The organism is Corynebacterium testudinoris (assembly GCF_001021045.1).
Lineage (GTDB): Bacteria > Actinomycetota > Actinomycetes > Mycobacteriales > Mycobacteriaceae > Corynebacterium > Corynebacterium testudinoris.
In genome coordinates, this window is record NZ_CP011545.1 from 1,736,376 (window position 1) to 1,756,033 (window position 19,658).

The following is a 19,658-nucleotide window of genomic DNA, read 5'->3' on the forward strand; positions in this document are numbered from 1 at the left end:
GCCACATCGCGGCGGGATCAGGCAAATCTCCTCCGGGTGGGTGAGAAGTGCGCTAGCGTGGGTCCACGACCACCCCACGGGTGCCCGAAGCATCGGGCTGAGATCGCGCTGGAGCTTGCGTGAATACCGTTTGAACCTGTCCGGTTAGTACCGGCGAAGGAAGAGAGGCCAGGCCATGTCGCCTACCCACAATCAGAACCACGATCAAAACCACGAGATTCACCCCAAGCACCGTTTCGCGCCGCTAACGCTCGATGGTTTGAGTGTCCCGGAGACGGAGATCCAGTTGGATGATTCCCCTACGGGTCCGAATGAGCCTTTCCGTGTGTATCGCACGCGGGGCCCGGAGTGTGATGTCACTGTCGGGCTGCCGGGGCTGCGGGAGGAGTGGATTGTGGGGCGCGGGGACGTCGAGAAGTATGTGGGCCGGGAACGCACCCTGGCTGATGATGGCACTAAGGCTTCCCGGCGCGGGGAGGCGTCGGCGGAGTGGCAGGGTACGCAGCGCCAGCCGCTGCGGGCGTCCTCGGGCAAGCGGGTCACGCAGATGCATTACGCGCGGGCGGGGGTGATCACCCGGGAGATGGAGTTTGTTGCTTTGCGTGAGCATTGCGATGTGGAGTTTGTGCGCGCGGAGGTGGCGCGGGGGCGGGCGATCATTCCTAATAACGTCAATCATCCGGAGTCGGAGCCGATGATTATTGGGCGGAAGTTCCTCACCAAGATCAACGCGAATATTGGCAATTCGGCGGTGACCTCGTCGATCGAGGAGGAGGTGTCCAAGCTGCGGTGGGCGACGCGCTGGGGTGCGGATACGGTGATGGATCTGTCGACGGGCAATGATATTCACACCACTCGGGAGTGGATTTTGCGGAATTCCCCGGTTCCCATTGGCACGGTGCCGATTTATCAGGCGTTGGAGAAGGTCAATGGGGTCGCGGAGGATCTGACCTGGGAGATTTTCCGGGATACGGTCATTGAGCAGTGTGAGCAGGGCGTGGATTACATGACTGTTCACGCGGGTGTGCGGCTGCCGTTCATTCCGTTGACCACGAAGCGGGTGACGGGGATTGTCAGTCGGGGTGGCTCGATTATGGCGGGCTGGTGCCTGGCTCATCATAAGGAGTCTTTCCTCTATGAGAATTTCGATGAGCTTTGTGAGATTTTTGCGCAGTATGACGTTGCGTTTTCCTTGGGTGATGGTTTGCGTCCGGGCAGCCTCGCCGATGCGAATGATGCCGCCCAGTTCGCGGAGTTGAAGACGATCGGTGAGCTGACTCGGCGCGCCTGGGAGTATGACGTGCAGGTCATGGTCGAGGGGCCGGGACATGTGCCGCTGAATATGGTGCAGGTGAACAATGAGTTGGAGCAGGAGTGGTGTGGGGATGCGCCGTTTTATACGCTCGGCCCGTTGGTGACGGATATTGCGCCGGGCTATGACCACATCACGTCCGCGATTGGGGCGGCTCATATCGCGATGGGTGGGACGGCGATGCTCTGTTATGTCACGCCGAAGGAGCACTTGGGGCTGCCGAATCGGGATGATGTTAAGACTGGCGTGATCACGTACAAGTTGGCTGCGCATGCTGCCGATGTGGCCAAGGGGCATCCGGGGGCGCGGGAGTGGGATGATGCGATGAGCAAAGCTCGGTTTGAGTTCCGTTGGCACGATCAGTTTGCCTTGTCGTTGGATCCCGATACGGCGCAGGCGTATCACGATGAGACGTTGCCCGCGGAGCCGGCGAAGACGGCGCATTTTTGTTCTATGTGTGGCCCGAAGTTTTGTTCCATGCGCATTAGCCAGGACATTCGTGATGCGTTCCCCGATTCGCTTGGCATGCCTTCGGTGGGTGAGCCGGTGGATGCGGAGGCGGGTATGGCGCTCAAGGCGGCGGAGTTCCGGGCGGCGGGGTCGCAGGTGTATCACCGTGCTTGACCTGCGCTGTTATCTTGTCACTGGTGATCCCACGCGCGCCGTGGAGGTGGCCACCAAAGCCGCGGCGGGTGGGGCGGGTGTGGTGCAGGTGCGCAGCAAGCCCATCTCCGCCCGGGCGCTCTACGAGCTGGCGTCCGAGGTGGCCCTGGTGGTCGCGGAGGTCAATCCCGCCACGAGAGTGCTTATCGACGACCGCGTGGACGTCGCCCTGGCGCTTCGCCGCCGGGGCTTCCCCGTCCACGGCGTCCACCTCGGCCAGGATGACCTCGATGTGCGGGTGGCCCGCGAGTTGTTGGGGCCCGAGGCGATCATCGGCCTCACCACCGGCACCCTGGCCTTGGTGGAGGCGGCCAACGAGGTCGCTGACGTCATCGACTACATCGGTGCGGGCCCCTTCCGTCCGACTCCGACGAAGGATTCCGGCCGCGCCCCGCTGGGCGTCGCGGGCTACCCGCCGCTGGTGGCGGCCTCCGAGGTGCCCGTTGTCGCCATTGGTGATGTCACGGCTGCCGACGCCCCGGCACTCGCAGCGACGGGTGTCGCTGGCCTGGCGGTGTGCCGGGGGCTCATGGACTCCCCCGACCCCGCGGCCTACGCCGCGCACCTACTCCAGGGGTTCCACCCATGACGCACATCTCCGTCATCGGCGGCGGGCTCATCGGCCTGTCCACGGCCTTCCGGCTGGGGTTGCGCGGGCACCGCGTCGTGTTGTTTGATCCGACCCCGGCGCGGGGTGCCACCCACCATGCCGGGGGCATGCTCGCCCCCACGGCTGAGGTGGTGTATCGGCAGGAGACGTTGTTTCCGCTGATGAGGGCGTCGGCACAGATGTACCCGGGGCTGATCGCGGACGTCGAAAAGCACACGACCTTTCCCACTGGATACCGCACCGAGGGCACGCTTGTCGTGGCGGCGGACCGGGCGGATGCGACGCAGGTGGCGGAGTTGGCCGGGTATCAGGCCGCGCACGGCATGGCCGTGGAGCGGCTGAGCGTGCGGCAAGCGCGTGCGCTGGAGCCGGCGCTTCACCCGCGATTGGCCGGTGCGGTGAGCATTCCGGGTGATCATCAGGTGTCACCCCGAACACTGGCGGCGGCACTTCTTGATGCCCTGGGGCACCTCGGTGTCGATGTCATCCGCGAGGAAATCCATCATCTGCCCGCGGACGGCCAGGTGGTGGTGTGTAATGGGCTCGATGCCGCTCGCCTGGTGGAGGGCTTGCGTCTGCGGCCGGTGTACGGGGACATGCTGCGCCTGCGGGTGCCCGAGCACCTCGACCCGCCGCTGACCCGGGTGGTGCGTGGATACGTCGAGGGCCGCCCGGTGTACGTCATTCCCCGGGCTGATCGGACGATCGCGATCGGCGCGACCAGCCGCGAAGATGGGCGCCACGTCCCGCAGGTCGCCGGTGTCCATGAGTTGTTGCGCGACGCCATCCGCCTCGTGCCAGCGCTCGAGGAATGCGATTTCCTAGGCGCCTCGTGTGGCGCCCGCCCCGGAACCCCCGATGACCTGCCCTATCTGGGCCGGATCTCCGATCGCGTCATCGTGTCCACCGGCTACTTCCGCCACGGCATCCTCCTCGCCGCCCTGGCCGCCCAGGTCACCGTCGACCTCATCGAGGGCAACGAACCCGCTGTCGATCTCTCCGCCTGCCTGCCCACCCGATTTCAGGAGCACCCATGCTGATCACGCTCAACAACGAGCCCCACTCGACCGATGCCGACACGTTGGAAGCCCTGCTGCTCGACCATCTCGGCTCGATCCCCACCGCGGGGCTCGCCGTGGCTGTCGATGGAGTCGTTGTCCCGCGTTCCCAGTGGTCATCGCAGCTGCTTATCGACGGCTGCGTGGTCGACGTCCTCAGCGCCGTCCAGGGAGGCTAACCCTCGTGCTCACCATCGCCGATCGCAGCTTCGCATCGCGGCTCATCATGGGCACGGGCGGAGCGACCTCCCTCGCGATGCTTGAGGAATCGCTCGTCGCCTCCGGCACGCAGCTGACCACGGTAGCTATGCGGCGCCACTCCCCCAGTGCTGGCGGGGAAACGGTCTTTGACCTGTTGCAACGGCTGTCCATTGACCCGCTGCCCAACACCGCCGGCAGCCGCACCGCCCGCGACGCGGTCCTCACGGCCCAGCTCGCGCGGGAAGCACTGGATACCAACTGGGTGAAAGTCGAGGTCATCGCCGATGAGCACACCTTGCTTCCCGACGTCGTCGAGCTGCTCGATGCCTGCGAACTCCTCGTCGCCGACGGCTTCACCGTCCTCGCGTACACCTCCGACGACCCGGTCACCGCGCTGCGCCTCGAGGATGTCGGCTGCGCGGCGGTCATGCCGCTGGGCTCGCCCATCGGCACCGGATTGGGCATCCTCAACCCCCACAACATCGAGCTCATTTGCTCCCGCGCGAGTGTCCCGGTGCTTCTCGACGCCGGCGTCGGCACCGCCTCCGACGCCACCTTCGCCATGGAGCTCGGCTGCGACGGCGTCCTCCTCGCTTCCGCCGTCAACCGCGCCCAGGACCCCGTGGCGATGGCCGAAGCCATGAAACTCGCGGTCGCTGCGGGCCATCTCGCCCGCTCTGCCGGGCGCATCCCCCGGCGCGAGCACGCCGTTGCCTCGTCGACGTTTGAGGGGCTCGCCTCCTGGTCGGATGAGGTCTTGTAGATGGCCTTGCCGCCCAGCGAGGCCGAGCGCACCGCCCGCCACCTGCAATTACCCGGCTTCACCGCGGGACACCAGGCCCGCCTGCATGAGGCGCACGTCCTTGTCGTCGGCGCCGGTGGCCTGGGCTGCCCGGCGCTCCAGTCGTTGGCCGCCGCCGGGGTGGGGCGGATAACGATCATCGACAACGACCTCGTCGCCCTGTCCAACATTCACCGCCAGATCCTTTTCGGCGCCTCCGACATCAGCCAGCCGAAGGTAGCCGTCGCCGCCGAGCGACTACGTCAGCTGCAGCCGGGAGTCCAGGTCACGGCCCGTCAGGAGAAACTGACTGTAGGAAACGCCTGCGAGCTCATCGCGGGCGTGGACCTCGTGGTGGATGGGTCCGACACTTTCGCCACCAAATACCTCGTCGCTGACGCCGCCGAGATCACCGGAACTCCCCTGGTCTGGGGTACGGTCCTGCGCTTCCGCGGCGACGTGTGCCTCTTCGACCGTTTCGTTGGCCTGCGCGACCTCTTCCCCGAGCAGCCGCACGGCACGGATCTCCCCGATTGCGCCTCCGCCGGAGTCTTGGGCGCCACCACCGCGGTCGTCGGCGCGCTCATGGCCACCGAGGCCATCACCTACCTCAGCGGGATCGGCACTGCTCAAGCCGGTCGGCTGCTCAGCTATGACGCGCTCGCCGGCACGACCCGCGCCTTCCAAGTATCGGCGGATCCCACGCGCCCCCGGGTGCGCACGTTGTCCACCAGCTACGACGGAGGCGTCCAGGCCCTCCTCGACGAGGTTCGCGCTGGCAGCGCCCTCCTGCTGGACATCCGTGAGCCGATAGAATGGGCACTCCACGACCCCCTCGCCCCGCTTCATCCCCTCCGCTTGCCGCAGTCCTCCGTCACCGGCCCGGAACAGTTGACAACACTGCTTGGCGACGCCCCGCGGGTCATCGTCTATTGCGCCTCCGGGGCGCGCAGCGCCCGCTTCTGCGAGCGCTACGCCGATGTGGGTTACGACTTCGTCGACCTGCCTGGCGGGATCGCGGCAGTTAGCTAACGGCCCAGGCCGGCGCGCTTGAGGGCATCAGCCATGCTGCCACCGGCCGCTGGCTGCTGCTTCTTTGGCTGTCGCTTCTGCTGGCGATTCTGCTGGCGGGGCGCCTTCTTCGGGGCCTGACCGGGTTCATCGTTAAGCCGCAGCGAGAGGCCGATGCGCTGGCGATCGACGTCGACCTCCATGACCTTGACCTTGACCACCTGGCCCGAACGAACGACCTCGTGGGGGTCGGAGACGAACTTCTCGCTCATCGCCGAGACGTGCACGAGGCCATCCTGATGCACCCCGACGTCGACAAAGGCGCCGAAGGCCGCAACGTTGGTGACGGTGCCCTCGAGGATCATGCCGGGGGTGAGGTCGGAGACCTTCTCCACGCCTTCTTTGAAGGTCGCGGTCTTGAACTCGGGGCGCGGGTCGCGGCCCGGCTTGTCCAGCTCAGCGATGATGTCGGTGACGGTGGGCACGCCAAAGGTGTCATCGGCGAAGTCAGCCGGGCGCAGAGTAGAGAGGACGCGGGTGTTGCCGATGAGGTCTTCCACCTTCAGGCCAGTGGCGGCGGCGATGCGGGCAACGACCGGGTAAGCCTCGGGGTGGACGGCCGAAGAATCGAGCGGATCATTGCCGCCGGTGATGCGCAGGAATCCGGCGCACTGTTCATAGGCCTTAGGGCCCAGGCGCGGGACCTTGAGCAGGCCCTTGCGGGAGGCAAACGCGCCGTGGTCATCGCGGTGGGCGACGATGTTTTTGGCCAGGGTGCCGGTCACGCCAGCGACCCGCTCCAGGAGCGGAACGGAGGCGGTATTAAGGTCGACGCCGACGGCGTTGACAGCGGATTCGACGACGCCGTCGAGAGTGCGAGCCAGGGCCGTCTGGTTAACGTCATGCTGGTACTGGCCGACGCCGATGGCCTTCGGGTCGATCTTGACCAGCTCCGCCAACGGGTCTTGCAGACGACGGGCGATGGACACGGCACCCCGGAGGGAGACATCCATGTCCGGGAACTCCTGGGAGGCCAGTTCGGAGGCGGAGTAGACGGAAGCACCCGACTCGGAAACAACCACCGGGGTCGGACGGGTGCCACCGGCCTGTTTGATGAGGTCGGCGATCTCATTGCTGAGCTTCTCGGTTTCCCGGGAGGCGGTGCCATTGCCCACCGCCAGCAGGTCGACCCCATGCGAGGCGCACAGCCCGGCGAGGGTCTGGACGGCATCCGACCAGCGGTTCTGCGGCTGATGCGGGTAAACGATGACGGTGTCGAGGACCTTGCCGGTCGAGTCGACCACCGCGCATTTCACACCGTTGCGGAAACCCGGGTCCAGGCCGAGGGTGGCGCGCTGGCCGGCGGGCGCGGCGAGGAGGACATCGCGCAAGTTGGTGGCAAAGACCTGGAGGGCCCCCTCCTCCGCCTTCTCCTTCAACCGCATGCGGACGTCGAGCCCGGAGGACACGGCGAGCTTGGTGCGCCAGCCGCGACGGACGGCGTCGGAAAGCCACGCGGACGCGTGGGTATCCAGATCGAAACGATCGGCGATCATGCCTTGGTAGATGGTGTCGTCACCGGCATCAAGATCGAGGTGGAGGACCCCTTCGCTTTCCCCGCGCAGCAGCGCGAGGATGCGGTGGGACGGGAGCTTGTGGAAGGGCTCGGAAAACTCGAAGTAGTCCTTGAACTTGGAGCCCTCGTTCTCCTTGCCCGCCACAACTCCGGCCCTCATGGACCCGGTGGAGTACATGCGCTCGCGGACCTCGCCGACGAGGTCCGGATCGAGGGCAAAGCGGTCGATGAGGATATGGCGAGCGCCTTCCAGGGCCTTGTCCGGGTCGTCGAAGCCGTCGGTGAGGTAACCGGCGGCGAACTCCTGAGGGTCGGCGGAGGGGTTGGCGATGAGCTGATCGGTGAGCGGCTCCAGGCCCGCCTCCCGCGCGATATCAGCCTTCGTCTTGCGGCGCTTCTTAAACGGTAGGTACAGATCTTCCAGGCGCGCCTTCGTCTCGCAGGCGAGGATGAGTGAGCGGAGGTCGTCGGTGAGCTTGCCTTGTTCCTCGATGGCCTCCAGGATTGCCCGCTTGCGCTCTTCGAGTTCGCGCAGGTAGGTGGCGCGCTCGTCGATAGTGCGCAGTTGCGCATCATCAAGACCCCCGGTCGCCTCCTTGCGATAGCGGGCGATGAAGGGGACGGTATTCCCCTCCGCGAGCAAGTCCAGGACGGCGCGGATCTGGTCTTCGCGCACGCCAAGTTCACGGGCAATGGTGGTGACGATCATTCGGGACAGTCTAGCGATGCGCTTCCGGCACCCTGGGCACGGTCCCCAACACGCTGATGTCTGGCTCGGCGAGAATCCCGGGAACGATGACCATCTCCGTGCCGTGGCGAACGACCTCCGCCTCGAGGGCGAAGACCTCGCGGATGAGGGCGGCATCGACGATATCGTGGGGGTTTCCCGTGGCGATGATGGCGCCCTTGTTCATGATGATGAGGTGGTCGGCGTAGCGAACGGCCTGCTGCAAATCGTGGAGCACCGCGACGACCGTGCGTTCCTGCTGGCGGCGAAGCGCGCGCACCAATTCCAGGAGCGCGTATTGGTGACCGATGTCGAGGAAGGTGGTCGGCTCATCGAGCAGCAGGACCTCAGTTTGCTGGGCAAGCACCATGGCGAGCCACACTCGCTGGCGCTGACCGCCGGACAGTTCCCCCACTCGTCGATAAGCAAGCTCTTCCACCCGGGCGGCCTGCATGGCCGCCGCCACCGCAGTGGCATCGTCCTGGGACCACTGACGCAGGAATGTCTGGTGCGGGAAACGCCCGCGCCCAACGAGCTCCTCGACCGTAATGTCCGCCGGTGCCGTCGCACTCTGGGGCAGCATCGCAAGCTGACGCGCCACTTCCTTCGGCGCCAGGGAATCAATGGGTTGATCGTGGAGGAAAACCTGGCCGGCTTGGGGCGCGAGGATCCGGGCAAAGGACTTCAGCAACGTCGACTTGCCGCAACCATTGGGGCCGATAATCGCCGTGAACTGTCCACGCGGGACCGACACATCAATACCCTCCAGGATGACGTTGCCTTCCCAGGCGAGGGTGAGATCGCGGCCTTCCACGGCAGGGTGATTAGTCATGAGTAGTCGTCTCCTGATTAATTCTTAGCGGGACGGGCAATGAGGGTGAGCAGGTAGATGCCGCCGAGCGTGACGGTGATGAGGCCGACCGGCAGTTGCACGGGAGCGAACAGCCGTTGCGCGAGGATATCCGAGACCACCAGCAACGACGCCCCGGTGAGAGCTGTCACCGCCAACGGGATGCGGGGCGAACGGGTCAGTCGCGCGGCGATATGCGGTGAGGCGAGCGCGACGAAGGAAATCGGCCCGGCGACGGCGGTAGAAATTGCGGTGAGCAAGACTCCGATGCTGAGCATGAGCGCCTTGATGCGGTTGACGCCGAGGCCGAGTCCCGTGGCAGTGTCATCGCCCAGGGCCAAGATGTTGATCCCACGGAAAGCCACCAACGCGATGGCGACGAGGGCTCCCAGGCACACGGCAGCGGGAATCGCCTGTTCCCACCGCACCCCGTTCAAGGTTCCCGCACCCCAGCTGGCGGCGGACAGTGCCGTCTCCATGTCACCCCGCAGGATGAGCCAGCGGTTAAACGACGACAACATCATCGAGATTCCCAACCCCACGAGGATGAGCCGGATACCACTGATTGTGTGCCCGCGCTGCGCACTGAGGAGGAAAACGGCCACCGCGGTGAGACAGCCACCGATGAGCGCGCCGAAGGAGATCGCCGCGAAACTGCTCGCCCCCATCAGGAGGGTAAACAGCACTCCGGTATAAGCGCCGGTGTTGAAGCCAATGATGTCGGGGGAACCAAGCGGGTTGCGGGTCAGCGCCTGGAACAAGGCACCGGCCAGCGCCAATGCGGCGCCGATCACGGCAGCTGCCACGAGCCGCGGCAGGCGCCATTCCATGACCACCGTGCGGGCGAAACCAGTCTCCTGGCCGAGAAGAACACCCACCGCCTTCGACGAGCCGATGCCCGCCCCCGGAAGGAGGAGCGTGAGAAAACCCGCGGCAACAAGGACGAGCAACATCACGGCACCCACGAGAACGGTGCGGCGGTACACCCGGCGCGAAAAGGCCCACGTCGAGGCCTGTGAACCCCATCGAATCGTCATAGCGTGATCACTCCTCGGCGGCGGGCGAACATGATGAGGAAGGGCGCACCGACGAAGGCCACGACCACACCGGCGGGGAGTTCGCCGGGCAGGATGAGGCGGCCGATAATGTCCGCGGCCAACAGCACGACGGGCCCGATGATGGCCGAGAGCACGAGGACACTGCGTTGGTCGCTACCGCCCACCCACCGGGCCAGGTGCGGAACCATGAGACCGAGAAACACCATGACGCCGGCGGCTGCCGTGGCTGAGGCAGCCAAAATCGTGATGGATAGCAGCATGAGCACGCGGGTCCGGCGAACCGAGACACCCAGCGCGGTGGCCATGTCATCGCCCAGCGCCAAAGAGTTGAGGCTGGTGAGCCCCGGAAGGAGGACAAGGATTCCTACTAACAGTCCAATGCTCACCGTCATGATGGGACGGAAACTGCCGACGTCGAGATTGCCCACCATCCAGCTACGCAACCGGTCGAAGGCCTGCGGGTCAACCAGGGCCATGCCTTCCCCCACTCCTTCCAAGATGGCACTGAGCGCCACGCCAGCCAGGACAAGCCGCAACGGGTCGACCCCGACGCCCCGTCCGCGGCCAATGTAGTAGACCAACACTCCGGCGATGAGCGCGCCGAGCATGGCAAAGGCGAGGAAACCGGGCGCGGACGTCACCCCTAAGAGTGAGAAAGCCAGCACGGCGCTGAAAGCAGCACCGGAGTTGATACCCAACACACCAGTGTCAGCGAGTGGGTTGCGGGTGAGCGCTTGAATGAGGGCACCAGCGATTCCCATCGCGGCACCGGCTACCACCGCCAAGATGGTGCGAGGCAGCCGACGATCCCAGATCACTGCCGTCAACGGGTCAGCGGGGTCCGGATGCCATAGTGCTTGAAAGATATCGGGCAATGGAATGGCCCGGGCACCGAGGAGCAGGCTGACTATCAACAGCCCGAACAACGTCGCCATTAAGGCAGTTGCTCCGAGTATTCTCCTTTTCACGATCCGAAGCCTAGCATCAACAAATACCTTAGGCTAACCTACTTTCATGTCCTTTTTAAAGAAGTCACGCACCGTGACCATCGCACTGACGGCCGCCATTGCCCTCACCCTCAGTGCCTGTTCTTCCGACTCCTCCACCTCCTCCGAAGGAGCCGGCAACACCGATGTCGCCACTGGCGGCGAGCGTTTCAGCACCGCCGATGCCGAGACCGCAAAGCTCGGCAGCGACGCCGAAGCCGGGGTCTTCCCCCGCACCGTCGTCCACGCCGCCGGCACCACCGAAATCACCGCCGAGCCCAAGCGCGTCGTGGTCCTCGACACCGGAGAGCTTGACGACGTCCTCACACTGGGCATCACCCCCGTCGGCATGGTGACCACGCAGGGCGCCAACCCCGTTCCCTCCTACCTCGCCGACCAGGTCGCCGACGTCGAATCCGTGGGCAGCATCAACGAACTCAACCTCGAAGCCATCGCCGCCCTCGAGCCCGACCTGATCCTGGGCAGCCAGCTGCGCGCCGACAAGCTCTACCCCCAGCTCGCCGAGATCGCCCCCACCGTGTTCTCCATCCGCCCGGGCTACCCCTGGAAGGAGAACTTCCTGCTCATCGGTGATGCCCTGGGCAAGGAAGACGCCGCTGTCGCCGCCCTCAACGACTACGCAGACAAGGTTGCCGTGATCCGCGACTCCGTCGAACCGGACACCACCATCTCCGCCGTGCGATTCATGCCGGAGCGCCTGCGCCTTTACGGCAACAAGTCCCTGCTCGGCGTCATCCTCCAAGACACAGGCCTCGCCCGCCCGGCCAACCAAGACATCGACGACCTCGCGGTGGAAATCTCCCCCGAGAACATCGACGAAGCCAACGCGGACTACATCTTCTACTCCAGCTACGGCCAGCCCGATGCCACCGGCGAAACCGCTGTCGTCGAAGGAAGCGCCTGGAAGGCACTCCCCGCCGTGGCCGACGGCAAAGCATTCCGCGTCGATGATGACGTATGGTTCATGGGCCTCGGCCCGACAGGTGCCCGCCTCATCGTCGAGCAGCTCGGCGAACACCTCGGCGTTTCCTAAATCAATCGATGGTAACCCCAGCACTCCTTGGTGAGTTGCTGGGGTTTTCGACGTCATTGTAAACAAATGGTGCGGGCAAGTTGCGGGTCCATTACACGGACAACTCAGGTAAGTCCCGATCCCCTTCATCAGCACCTCAAGGCTCGCAGACCTCATCCCATCGAATCAATGGAGCAGTAGTTGCCGCCCGCTCCTCGCATTGCGATGCAAGCTCGGTACTCCGAAGTTCCGTTCGCGGCGATGTAGCTCGCAGAGGGCATCAAGAAAGGCTTAAGTCGGCTGACAACGTTGTCGGTGGTTGCAATTCGTTCGAAAGAGCATTCACCCTAGCGACCCACTATGTCTACCACGCAGGTAATAATTCTCGTTATGAGTGACTGCGGAATTATCGCCGAGGAATATGTTTGCAGCCCCACCGAGATTGTTGGGACGCAGGATGAACTGAAAGGGCGACTGACTAGAGATGCGCGTGCCCGACTCGAAGCCGCCATTCAGGAAATTGTGTCGGTTGAGGCGCCGATCGAGCTCGATGCGTTGACACGCAAGGTCGGTAAGCGGTTTGGTTATCAGCGGGTAGCCAAGCGTTGGAAACGAACAATCACCTACCGGATTCCGGGAGGCGTGCTTGTCGGCGAGGGGAGCCGGTCATTCGTATGGCCGGAAGAAGCCTCACCATCGACCTGGCGGCGGTATCGAAAATCGAATGGAGCACGCACTATTGGTGAAATCCCCACTACCGAGCTGGCCAATGCCATCGTCGCCGCAGTCGCAGATGCTCCTGAGGGGCTTGACCACATTGCCGCCTACCGCGCGGCGATGGCCCTGTTCGGACTCACCCGACTCACCGAATCCGCCTCAAGTTACTTGGAAGAAGCCCTAACCCTTGCTGTCATTCGCGGCGATCTGCATGACGAAGGCACGACAGTTTCATTGGCCCCATCGTTCTTCCCGGCGCTGGATCCACAACGATCCAAGACAGTGCTGCCCGCCCAGGAGAGCACACTGCAGCACCGCTTAAGACCCGCAACGCAGTCGCGCAGCAATCCATGTCTATCGATGCCGGCCGCGGAATCGTGTTCAAACGATGGATGCTGGAGCAAGGAATGAGTATCGTCCCGCTGATCCAAAACCATCGCCGTGGCATCTACGTTCTCGAATTCGAGGATGGCTGCCGCTATGTTGGGCTAAGCGTCAATGTGGTCAATCGGTTTACCAGCCACCTTCATGGTTCCTCCCACCATGACGGCTGGAAAGACGTCGTGGCGCTTCGATTCCGAGAAATGCCAGAAGGCAATCTCCGAGAGGCAGAAATCGATGAAATCCTCCGTCAGCAATCCTTGGGGTACGAACTCCGCAACAAGAGTCTGAACTTTGGGCACCGGCAAAAAGCCAAGCTCGACGAAGATGTATCGGTCGAGGATCAACAACACTGGGCCCTCGGGGACGGCCAGTACGATCTCGCTGACCTCCACAAACGTCCGTCACTGGGGCCCGGCGAACAGAGCAAATTGTCTTCTCACGTTCCGTCGAAGGTTTCCAAGGAAGTGTACGACGGGGTTCTCGATGACATCGCGTTTTGTCTGAGCCACATCATTCCGGATGCGGTGGACCTCGAGTCTAAATACTGGACTGTGTCCGACTGGCCGGACACCGCGGGGGGCCGCTTTGCAACGCTAAACGTCGGCGCCCTCGAGCTCGCTTATTTCCCCCGTCCTCCGGAACTCGATCCTAGCGGGCTAACCAATGATACATTCAGCTTCGCGTTCTTCAATTTGCCTCCGGAAGCCCTTGAGGACGGCGATGAAGGATTCGCTTTTACCAACGATGGTGTAAGCGGCTTCATTGAGCCGGTTTCCTACAAGATGTCTGACGCGGTCCGCCTAGGCTTACCGGTAGGGCATCTTCGAGACTTCTTTGCCAACAAGCAGGAATTACTGACCGATGCTCGGCTATTTGCCCTCGATATCATGCGATACCGAGATTCGGGGATCTTCCGTCGCCACCACAGTCCGACTCTGGCCGGTGAGATTTTTGATCACCATCAAAGTCTGTTGGATAACTCTGGGAAGCAAAACCAGGCGAATTAAGCCCCGGCGTTCTTCCTCTGCGATTGCCGCCACACCCGGAAGAACACAACTCCCAATAGTGCGAGCGTGAACCATAGCAGGTAGCGGTTGACGATGGTGACGACGTCGAGGACTTCGTCGCCGTAGCGGAAGCCCAGCCACATCATGATGCCGTTGATAACGAGGATGCTGGCGACATTGATGGCGAGTACGATCCACAGCCGCACTTTGAACAGACCGGCGACGGCATTAACGATGTTGCCGGGCACCGGGCCTGGTGCGTATCCGGCGGGAATGAGGGCTAGGGTCAGCGCCGTCGCTTTACCCGACTCGGACGACACGGCCCGTTGGAAGAAGCGATGAGCGCGGGGCATGTACTGCAGGGACATGTCGATGAACTCCATTCCCCAGCGCTTGCCCATGAACCAGTAGATGGGGACGAACTTCGCCGCGCCGATGACGGTGCACAGCAGGTACACCAACCACAGCCCATTGCCCACTGAGGCATTTGCGCCAGAGACCACCGCGCTGGTGTACCCGCCGACGAGCAGCGTGTAGGCCAGGGGGTGGGACAGGAGATAGGCGCGCAGGGGGATCAGCGAGAGGGAGAAGACACCCATGGCGAACAGCGCGAACAGCAGCCATATGTCTGCCTTCTCCGGGTGGGAGATGAAGGAGGGGAAGTCCGAGGAGTCCTTAGGCTCCTCCACAGCCTCCGAAGTCTCCGTGACCTCCAGCTGTTCGTCCCGCTCGTCCTGCGGATTGCTACTCATCTGTTCACCAATCGGGCCATGCCAGAGATCGTATGTCGGCAACATGGGATTGTCTCACTGAGGCCGGAGAAACCACCTAAGATCCACAGGTGCATCGTTTAGCTCCCGCCGTGTTGCCACGCGCAGGAAGCAGAGACACCGGGATCGGTGGTGCCTTCGTTGCTGGTGCCATACCAATATGAGTTGGCGGGCAGGGCTGCCACGACCGCTTTCGTCGCGTCTTTCAGCGATAGATCGGAGGTGCCGTTGACCACGACGCGGTGCAGGGATTCCACCACAGGCTGGTGGCCTTCGATCTGGGCGTATTGGTTGACCAACATATTGTCGGGCTCGCAGGTGAGGTCGACCAAGTCGGCGTGGATGGTATCCACGTGGTAGCCAAATTCGGCAAGCGTGGCGGGCATCGTGGGGGCCAGGTGCTCCCAGTCTGAGGTGCGGATGAGCACGTTGAGGTCGGTGGAGATAGGTCGAGTCATGTCATTCTCCTTGTTCGTCGAGGTGTTCGTCGAGGTGCAGGTCGAGGAAGGCTCGGTCGGCGTCGGACAGGTCAGCGTGGGCAAGCAATTCGGGTCGCACGGCCTGGGTTCGAGCTAGGGCCTGCTCGCGGCGCCACTGGTCCACCAGGGCGTGGTTCCCGGAGAAGAGGACTTCGGGGACGTCGAGTCCGCGCCACGTGCGCGGTTTGGTGTAGCTAGGGCCTTCGAGGAGCCCATCGGAGAAGCTGTCTTCCTCGTGGCTGCGGCGGTTGCCCAGGACCCCGGGGATGAGGCGAACGATGGCTTCGGTGATAACGAGGACAGCTACTTCCCCACCGATGAGCACGTAATCGCCGATGGAGACTTCGCGCACGCGGTAGCGCTGGGCGGCGTCGTCGATGACGCGCTGGTCAATGCCTTCGTAGCGCCCGCAAGCGAAGACGATGTGTTCTTCGTTCGACCACGCCTGCGCGTCTGTCTGGGTGAATGGTGTGCCCGCGGGCGTGGGCACGATGAGCAGGGGCAGGTCTGATTCCTCGCCACCGTCGTAGGAGTGCTTCTCCACGCCTTCGACGTCGTCGTGACGTGGTTTATCCAGGTGGGGCAGGGAGGACTGCAAGTCGGAGTTCTGTGCGACGGTGCCGGCGGCGACGCAATCAAGCGCGGGGCCCCACACCTCCGGCTTCATCACCATGCCGGGACCACCGCCGTAGGGCGAATCGTCGACGGATTTGTGGACATCGGTGGCCCAGTGCCGCAGGTCGTGCACGCCGACGGCCAGGATCCCCTGTTCGATGGCCTTGCCCAAGAGTGCATGGCGCAGGGGGTCGAGGTACTCGGGGAAGATCGTGACGGCGTCTATTCTCACAGGTCCAGCAACCCTTCGGGCGGGGTGATCACGATCGCTTCGTTGTCCAGATCCACGATCGGGACGATGGCATGGACGAACGGCACCAGTGCCTGGCCACCCTCGTCGAGCGCAACCTCGAGCAGTCGCTGGGCGGGCCCGCGGACGACGCCGGTCACCTCGCCGATATCCACCGGCTCCGGCTGCGCGCCCTCATAAGCCCGGGCGTTGGCCTCGTCCTCGGAGACATCGCCGACGTTAAGCACCCGCAGCCCCACGAGCTCGTGATCGTAATAAGCATCCTCATCGTCATCGACGACCGGAGCGGCGAAAAAGCGTAGACCCCGGAGGGTATCCGCTTCGTTGCGCCCGGGAATCTCATCGAACGTGACCAGCAGGCGATTCTGATGCGGCCGCACTGACTTCACGGTCAGCGTCAGTGTCTTGCCCGTCTGCTTGCCGGTGAGCACCTCACCCACCGCGAAACGTCCCTCCGGATCGTCGGTTGTGGGGTCGACGACGAGTTCGCCTCGCACGCCGTGGGGTTTGATCACTCGGCCGATCTGTACGTCGTTCTCATTCACGCCTTAGATCGTAGCCGCTACTACTCTCGGGATCATGGCTGAGCATTCCGTTCCCACCAACTCCCCCGACACCTTCGGCGACGCTTCAGTGCACGATTCGACAGGCATGACTGTCCTATCGCTTATCGACGCCGCCCCGTCCCCCAACCCCGCACGGCCCCGCCCTGCGGTGCAGCGCCTCCTTCAAGGAGACGGCGCCAACCTCATCGTCTTTAACTTTGCGCCTGGCCAGGATCTCCCCGACCACCAAGCTGCCCATCCCATCACCGTGCAGTGTCTCTCCGGCACCTTGGACTTCACCACTGGTGGGGAGACTGTGCGGTTAAGTCCGGGCATGGTCGTTCACCTGCGTGATCACATCGTCCACCGCGTCGAATGCCCGCCGGATGCTTCGGACGAATCCAACATTTTGCTGCTGACGATGCTCACGGGTGAACGACACCTACGTGACTAAGCTGGCTCTTCACGTCGTGGAGTGCGCTGATCCGCCCCTGTAGCTGCCCAGAGTAAATCAAACACCGCAACAAAATGTAGTGGTCCAGGTTGCGAAACCCCAACGCAATTCCTGTGCCCCTAGTATTCTCTGGAGCTAAATACGAGGATTCCATATCAGGGGCTAATCCCGTATATTGACACCGCAAGCATAAAGGTGAAAATGAAAAGATATCCAACGAGGAAACCACTCCACATTCCCCACCCCAAAGCAAGAATGAGATACTGCCCACGTCGATAACGATACAAGATAGCACCTGTGGCGACTATTATTCCAAACAGAATTATCTGACTGATGAAAAAGCCCAGGATCCAACGCATCTCTCGCTCTAGGACAGCTTCAATTGGCAGAAGACTGTAGCGGAGTAGATACCCAAGCACCAAACCGGATAGAAAAAGTAGGCCGATGCCCACTCTTCTTCTCCATTTGTTAGTTGAGGTCACGTTTCAAGACCACCAAATCATTGCCGTAGAGGGGGAGTTCATTTTGGGGAGCTAGAGTTTCTCGCGCCGACAAGGCGTATCTTATGCAAACATTCTCAATTTCTTCAGGTTTCCCATCCAACCGGATTCCAACTTGGCGCCCAGTGTAATTGTTGTAGATGTCCATTCCTGCAGTCTGCGCTGGTGTATACACTCCATTTGGATCAGAGATGACATCGCGCTCATGCGCTTGCGCCATTCGTGACGCGAATCCGGCGTTTGATGCATCGGTAGTCAGACCCTGCCACACGCAGTGTCGGGCAGCATCGCCTTCGTTGTCATGAGGAGGTAAGACCAAACTCTCTCCTACAGCTTTCGCTTGTTCATGAGCACCTGATCGATAAGCTCGCACGCAGTGGTAAAGTTCATTTTGACAGACAGCCTTTTCGTGATCCCCGGCGTTAATTCCGACGTAGTTCGAGACCGCATCCCCTACAGCCACGCCACTAACTCGAAGCTCGGCATGCTGGGCCCTCGCATGATTCCGCATCATATTTGCCGATTCGTCGCCCGAAAGGTGAAACGTGACTTCGTTGCCATTGAGCTGGGTGTCAATGTCGACCCAGTTGTCTGAATGAACAAGGGATGTTGGAGTTACGATAGCAGCAATTTCTTGACCCGCAGCGTTTACAACACTGACTCGGCTCGTATACCTGGATTCAAGATGTAAGCCATCGGGGAGGCCCACTAGAATGCGAAAATTGGGGTTTTCGGAAGGATTTTTGAATGTGATATCATAACCTATATCGAATTTCCCACCTGGGGTCAGTGACACTCGGAAGTCATTATTTTCAAGAACTGCTGATGATCCCTCAATGGAAGGTTGGAACGTTTCCGGCGAAAGTACACCAAGAGAGTATCTACCTAAGTCGCCGAATAGGTTTACTGGGACGTGAGGGGAGGATAGGAATCCCCCCTGGAACTGCTGACTTACTGAAAGCGAGGAGCCCCCTGTTGGATCTTCAACGGGATAGCCAAGCGTTCCCATTTCACTGCCTGCTGTTGCCCACTGGTGAAGAATTTCACCGAAAACGGGGTGCGCTCCGTGGTGGGGGTGCCAGTAAATGCTGCCGTGTTGGAAGACACTGAAGCGTCCGATACCGTCGGCGGTTTTGGCTTCATCAGCTATCGGAAATCCGAGTTCACTGTCGGGACCCCCCATAGCCAGCCACTTGTCGAGGATCAGGCCGTTAATGCTAGCGACATGAGCGCCTTGTGCCAACGGAGTGCGATACATTCTTCCACCCTGGAAGTACTGCACCCAACCATTCAGTTCACCGTCTTGGGGAGTCGTACCTCGCACCGGAACCTCTGCGCGCGTCGGGTATCCGAGCCATCCCTGTTCCCATCCGTTGCGGTCCCACACCACTGCACTGCGGGTAGTCACGGCGTGGGCGCCGGTGTTCGGGTGCCAGTAGATGAAGCCGTTGCGGAACCTCTGACGGTAGCCCTGTCCGTCAGGGTTGAGATACATCGGTTCGACCGGGTGCATGAGCCAGCCGAACTGTCCACCCAGGGATTCGTAGGCCGCCAGGATGGCACCGCACACCTGGTGGGGCGAGAAGAAGAAAGTCCTGCAGTTTGATGCCCGCGCCATCGTCTGATCATCGAGCCTATCCAGACTGTTCAGGGAATTGATACTGGGTAGGGCGTCCTGCTCGGTGGCTATAGCGATCTTTGCTGCATCAGCGTCTGCCTTGCTCACGTCTGCGGGTAGGCCGATAGTATCGGACCACATTTCTCCAGGGGCCAGCGATGTTTCAGGCTCGCCTGCTGCCTGGGTGGCGCGGACGAGATCGTGATAGGCGGCGAGTTCGGTGTCGCTGACGCCTCCGACACCGTCCACCACGGGGGTGACATGTGGATCTTGCTCATATTCGGCGACGTAGGCGTCGATCTCATCGGGGGTGACGGTACGGTCAGCTTGGGCAATGGCTACCGCGGGCACGACCCCCCCCGGTCATAATGAAGGCCGCAGCCACGGCGGCGATCCGTTTCAGTGGTGTCACCGGGAATCTCCTTGGCATTTAGTGAGTGTCCCCCGTCACTC

General features: G+C 62.5%; 19 protein-coding genes and 1 riboswitch. Of the genes, 10 read left to right on the top strand and 9 right to left on the bottom strand.

What is annotated here, in order from left to right; genetic code table 11:
* Nucleotides 1-66 precede the first annotated feature (66 nt).
* Nucleotides 67-180, top strand: a riboswitch (TPP riboswitch).
* The 6 genes from thiC (at nucleotide 176) to CTEST_RS08350 (ending at nucleotide 5,657) form a co-directional block, all read left to right on the top strand.
* Nucleotides 176-1,936 carry a phosphomethylpyrimidine synthase ThiC gene (thiC, locus tag CTEST_RS08325; protein ID WP_047253347.1) on the top strand — a complete coding sequence of 587 codons (1,761 nt, stop codon included), beginning with the start codon at nucleotides 176-178 and terminating at the stop codon, nucleotides 1,934-1,936. It overlaps the preceding riboswitch by 5 nt.
* Nucleotides 1,929-2,564: a thiamine phosphate synthase gene (locus tag CTEST_RS08330; protein ID WP_236686063.1), complete on the top strand. Its 636-nt coding sequence runs from the start codon at nucleotides 1,929-1,931 to the stop codon at nucleotides 2,562-2,564. The genes thiC and CTEST_RS08330 overlap by 8 nt, the downstream gene beginning before the upstream one ends.
* Entirely contained in the window at nucleotides 2,561-3,625 is a 1,065-nt protein-coding gene (thiO, locus tag CTEST_RS08335) for a glycine oxidase ThiO (protein ID WP_047253348.1), read from the top strand. Before CTEST_RS08330 ends, thiO begins: the two co-directional genes overlap by 4 nt.
* Nucleotides 3,619-3,822, top strand: coding sequence for a sulfur carrier protein ThiS (gene thiS, locus CTEST_RS08340; protein ID WP_047253349.1), 204 nt, complete (start codon nucleotides 3,619-3,621; stop codon nucleotides 3,820-3,822). Before thiO ends, thiS begins: the two co-directional genes overlap by 7 nt.
* Nucleotides 3,823-3,827: 5 nt before the next feature.
* On the top strand, nucleotides 3,828-4,607 hold the full coding sequence (locus CTEST_RS08345; RefSeq protein WP_047253350.1) for a thiazole synthase: 780 nt from the start codon (nucleotides 3,828-3,830) through the stop codon (nucleotides 4,605-4,607).
* Nucleotides 4,608-5,657 carry a ThiF family adenylyltransferase gene (locus tag CTEST_RS08350; protein ID WP_047253351.1) on the top strand — a complete coding sequence of 350 codons (1,050 nt, stop codon included), beginning with the start codon at nucleotides 4,608-4,610 and terminating at the stop codon, nucleotides 5,655-5,657.
* Here the strand turns inward: CTEST_RS08350 and CTEST_RS08355 are convergent.
* The 4 genes from CTEST_RS08355 to CTEST_RS08370 all read right to left on the bottom strand — a co-directional run bounded on the left by CTEST_RS08355 (nucleotide 5,654) and on the right by CTEST_RS08370 (nucleotide 10,815).
* Complete coding sequence (locus CTEST_RS08355; RefSeq protein WP_047253352.1) at nucleotides 5,654-7,921, bottom strand: Tex family protein; 2,268 nt, start codon at nucleotides 7,919-7,921, stop codon at nucleotides 5,654-5,656. The genes CTEST_RS08350 and CTEST_RS08355 overlap by 4 nt on opposite strands.
* Nucleotides 7,922-7,931: 10 nt before the next feature.
* Entirely contained in the window at nucleotides 7,932-8,771 is an 840-nt protein-coding gene (locus CTEST_RS08360; RefSeq protein WP_047253353.1) for an ABC transporter ATP-binding protein, read from the bottom strand.
* Between the two features lie 17 nt (nucleotides 8,772-8,788).
* The gene (locus CTEST_RS08365; RefSeq protein WP_311775648.1) at nucleotides 8,789-9,742 is read right to left on the bottom strand and encodes a FecCD family ABC transporter permease; all 954 of its coding nucleotides are present in this window, start codon (nucleotides 9,740-9,742) and stop codon (nucleotides 8,789-8,791) included.
* 80 nt (nucleotides 9,743-9,822) lie between these two features.
* Nucleotides 9,823-10,815 (bottom strand): iron chelate uptake ABC transporter family permease subunit, encoded by a 993-nt coding sequence (locus tag CTEST_RS08370; RefSeq protein ID WP_236686064.1) that lies wholly within the window; start codon nucleotides 10,813-10,815, stop codon nucleotides 9,823-9,825.
* 46 nt (nucleotides 10,816-10,861) lie between these two features.
* Between CTEST_RS08370 and CTEST_RS08375 the strand changes: the two genes are divergently transcribed.
* The 3 genes from CTEST_RS08375 to CTEST_RS13565 all read left to right on the top strand — a co-directional run bounded on the left by CTEST_RS08375 (nucleotide 10,862) and on the right by CTEST_RS13565 (nucleotide 13,974).
* Entirely contained in the window at nucleotides 10,862-11,887 is a 1,026-nt protein-coding gene (locus tag CTEST_RS08375) for an ABC transporter substrate-binding protein (RefSeq protein WP_047253356.1), read from the top strand.
* 369 nt (nucleotides 11,888-12,256) lie between these two features.
* Nucleotides 12,257-12,994, top strand: a complete 738-nt coding sequence (locus CTEST_RS08380; protein WP_158408158.1) for a DUF3320 domain-containing protein — start codon at nucleotides 12,257-12,259, stop codon at nucleotides 12,992-12,994.
* Nucleotides 12,934-13,974, top strand: a complete 1,041-nt coding sequence (locus tag CTEST_RS13565; protein WP_144413253.1) for a GIY-YIG nuclease family protein — start codon at nucleotides 12,934-12,936, stop codon at nucleotides 13,972-13,974. The genes CTEST_RS08380 and CTEST_RS13565 overlap by 61 nt, the downstream gene beginning before the upstream one ends.
* Here CTEST_RS13565 and CTEST_RS08395 read toward each other — a convergent pair.
* The 4 genes from CTEST_RS08395 to rimM all read right to left on the bottom strand — a co-directional run bounded on the left by CTEST_RS08395 (nucleotide 13,971) and on the right by rimM (nucleotide 16,633).
* The gene (locus CTEST_RS08395) at nucleotides 13,971-14,726 is read right to left on the bottom strand and encodes a DedA family protein (protein WP_052844430.1); all 756 of its coding nucleotides are present in this window, start codon (nucleotides 14,724-14,726) and stop codon (nucleotides 13,971-13,973) included. The two genes, CTEST_RS13565 and CTEST_RS08395, sit on opposite strands and share 4 nt — an antisense overlap.
* 98 nt (nucleotides 14,727-14,824) lie before the next feature.
* Complete coding sequence (locus CTEST_RS08400; protein ID WP_047253360.1) at nucleotides 14,825-15,202, bottom strand: hypothetical protein; 378 nt, start codon at nucleotides 15,200-15,202, stop codon at nucleotides 14,825-14,827.
* 1 nt (nucleotide 15,203) lies between these two features.
* Complete coding sequence (gene trmD / locus CTEST_RS08405) at nucleotides 15,204-16,070, bottom strand: tRNA (guanosine(37)-N1)-methyltransferase TrmD (protein WP_047253361.1); 867 nt, start codon at nucleotides 16,068-16,070, stop codon at nucleotides 15,204-15,206.
* Nucleotides 16,067-16,633, bottom strand: coding sequence for a ribosome maturation factor RimM (gene rimM, locus CTEST_RS08410; protein WP_047253362.1), 567 nt, complete (start codon nucleotides 16,631-16,633; stop codon nucleotides 16,067-16,069). Before rimM ends, trmD begins: the two co-directional genes overlap by 4 nt.
* Before the next feature lie 106 nt (nucleotides 16,634-16,739).
* Here rimM and CTEST_RS08415 point away from each other — a divergent pair, with 106 nt between their 5' ends.
* The gene (locus tag CTEST_RS08415; protein WP_047254334.1) at nucleotides 16,740-17,087 is read left to right on the top strand and encodes a cupin domain-containing protein; all 348 of its coding nucleotides are present in this window, start codon (nucleotides 16,740-16,742) and stop codon (nucleotides 17,085-17,087) included.
* A gap of 468 nt (nucleotides 17,088-17,555) precedes the next feature.
* Here the strand turns inward: CTEST_RS08415 and CTEST_RS13100 are convergent, their stop codons facing one another.
* A complete protein-coding gene (locus tag CTEST_RS13100; RefSeq protein WP_052844342.1) occupies nucleotides 17,556-19,556 on the bottom strand; it encodes an LGFP repeat-containing protein in 2,001 nt (666 codons plus the stop codon).
* Nucleotides 19,557-19,658 lie beyond the last annotated feature (102 nt).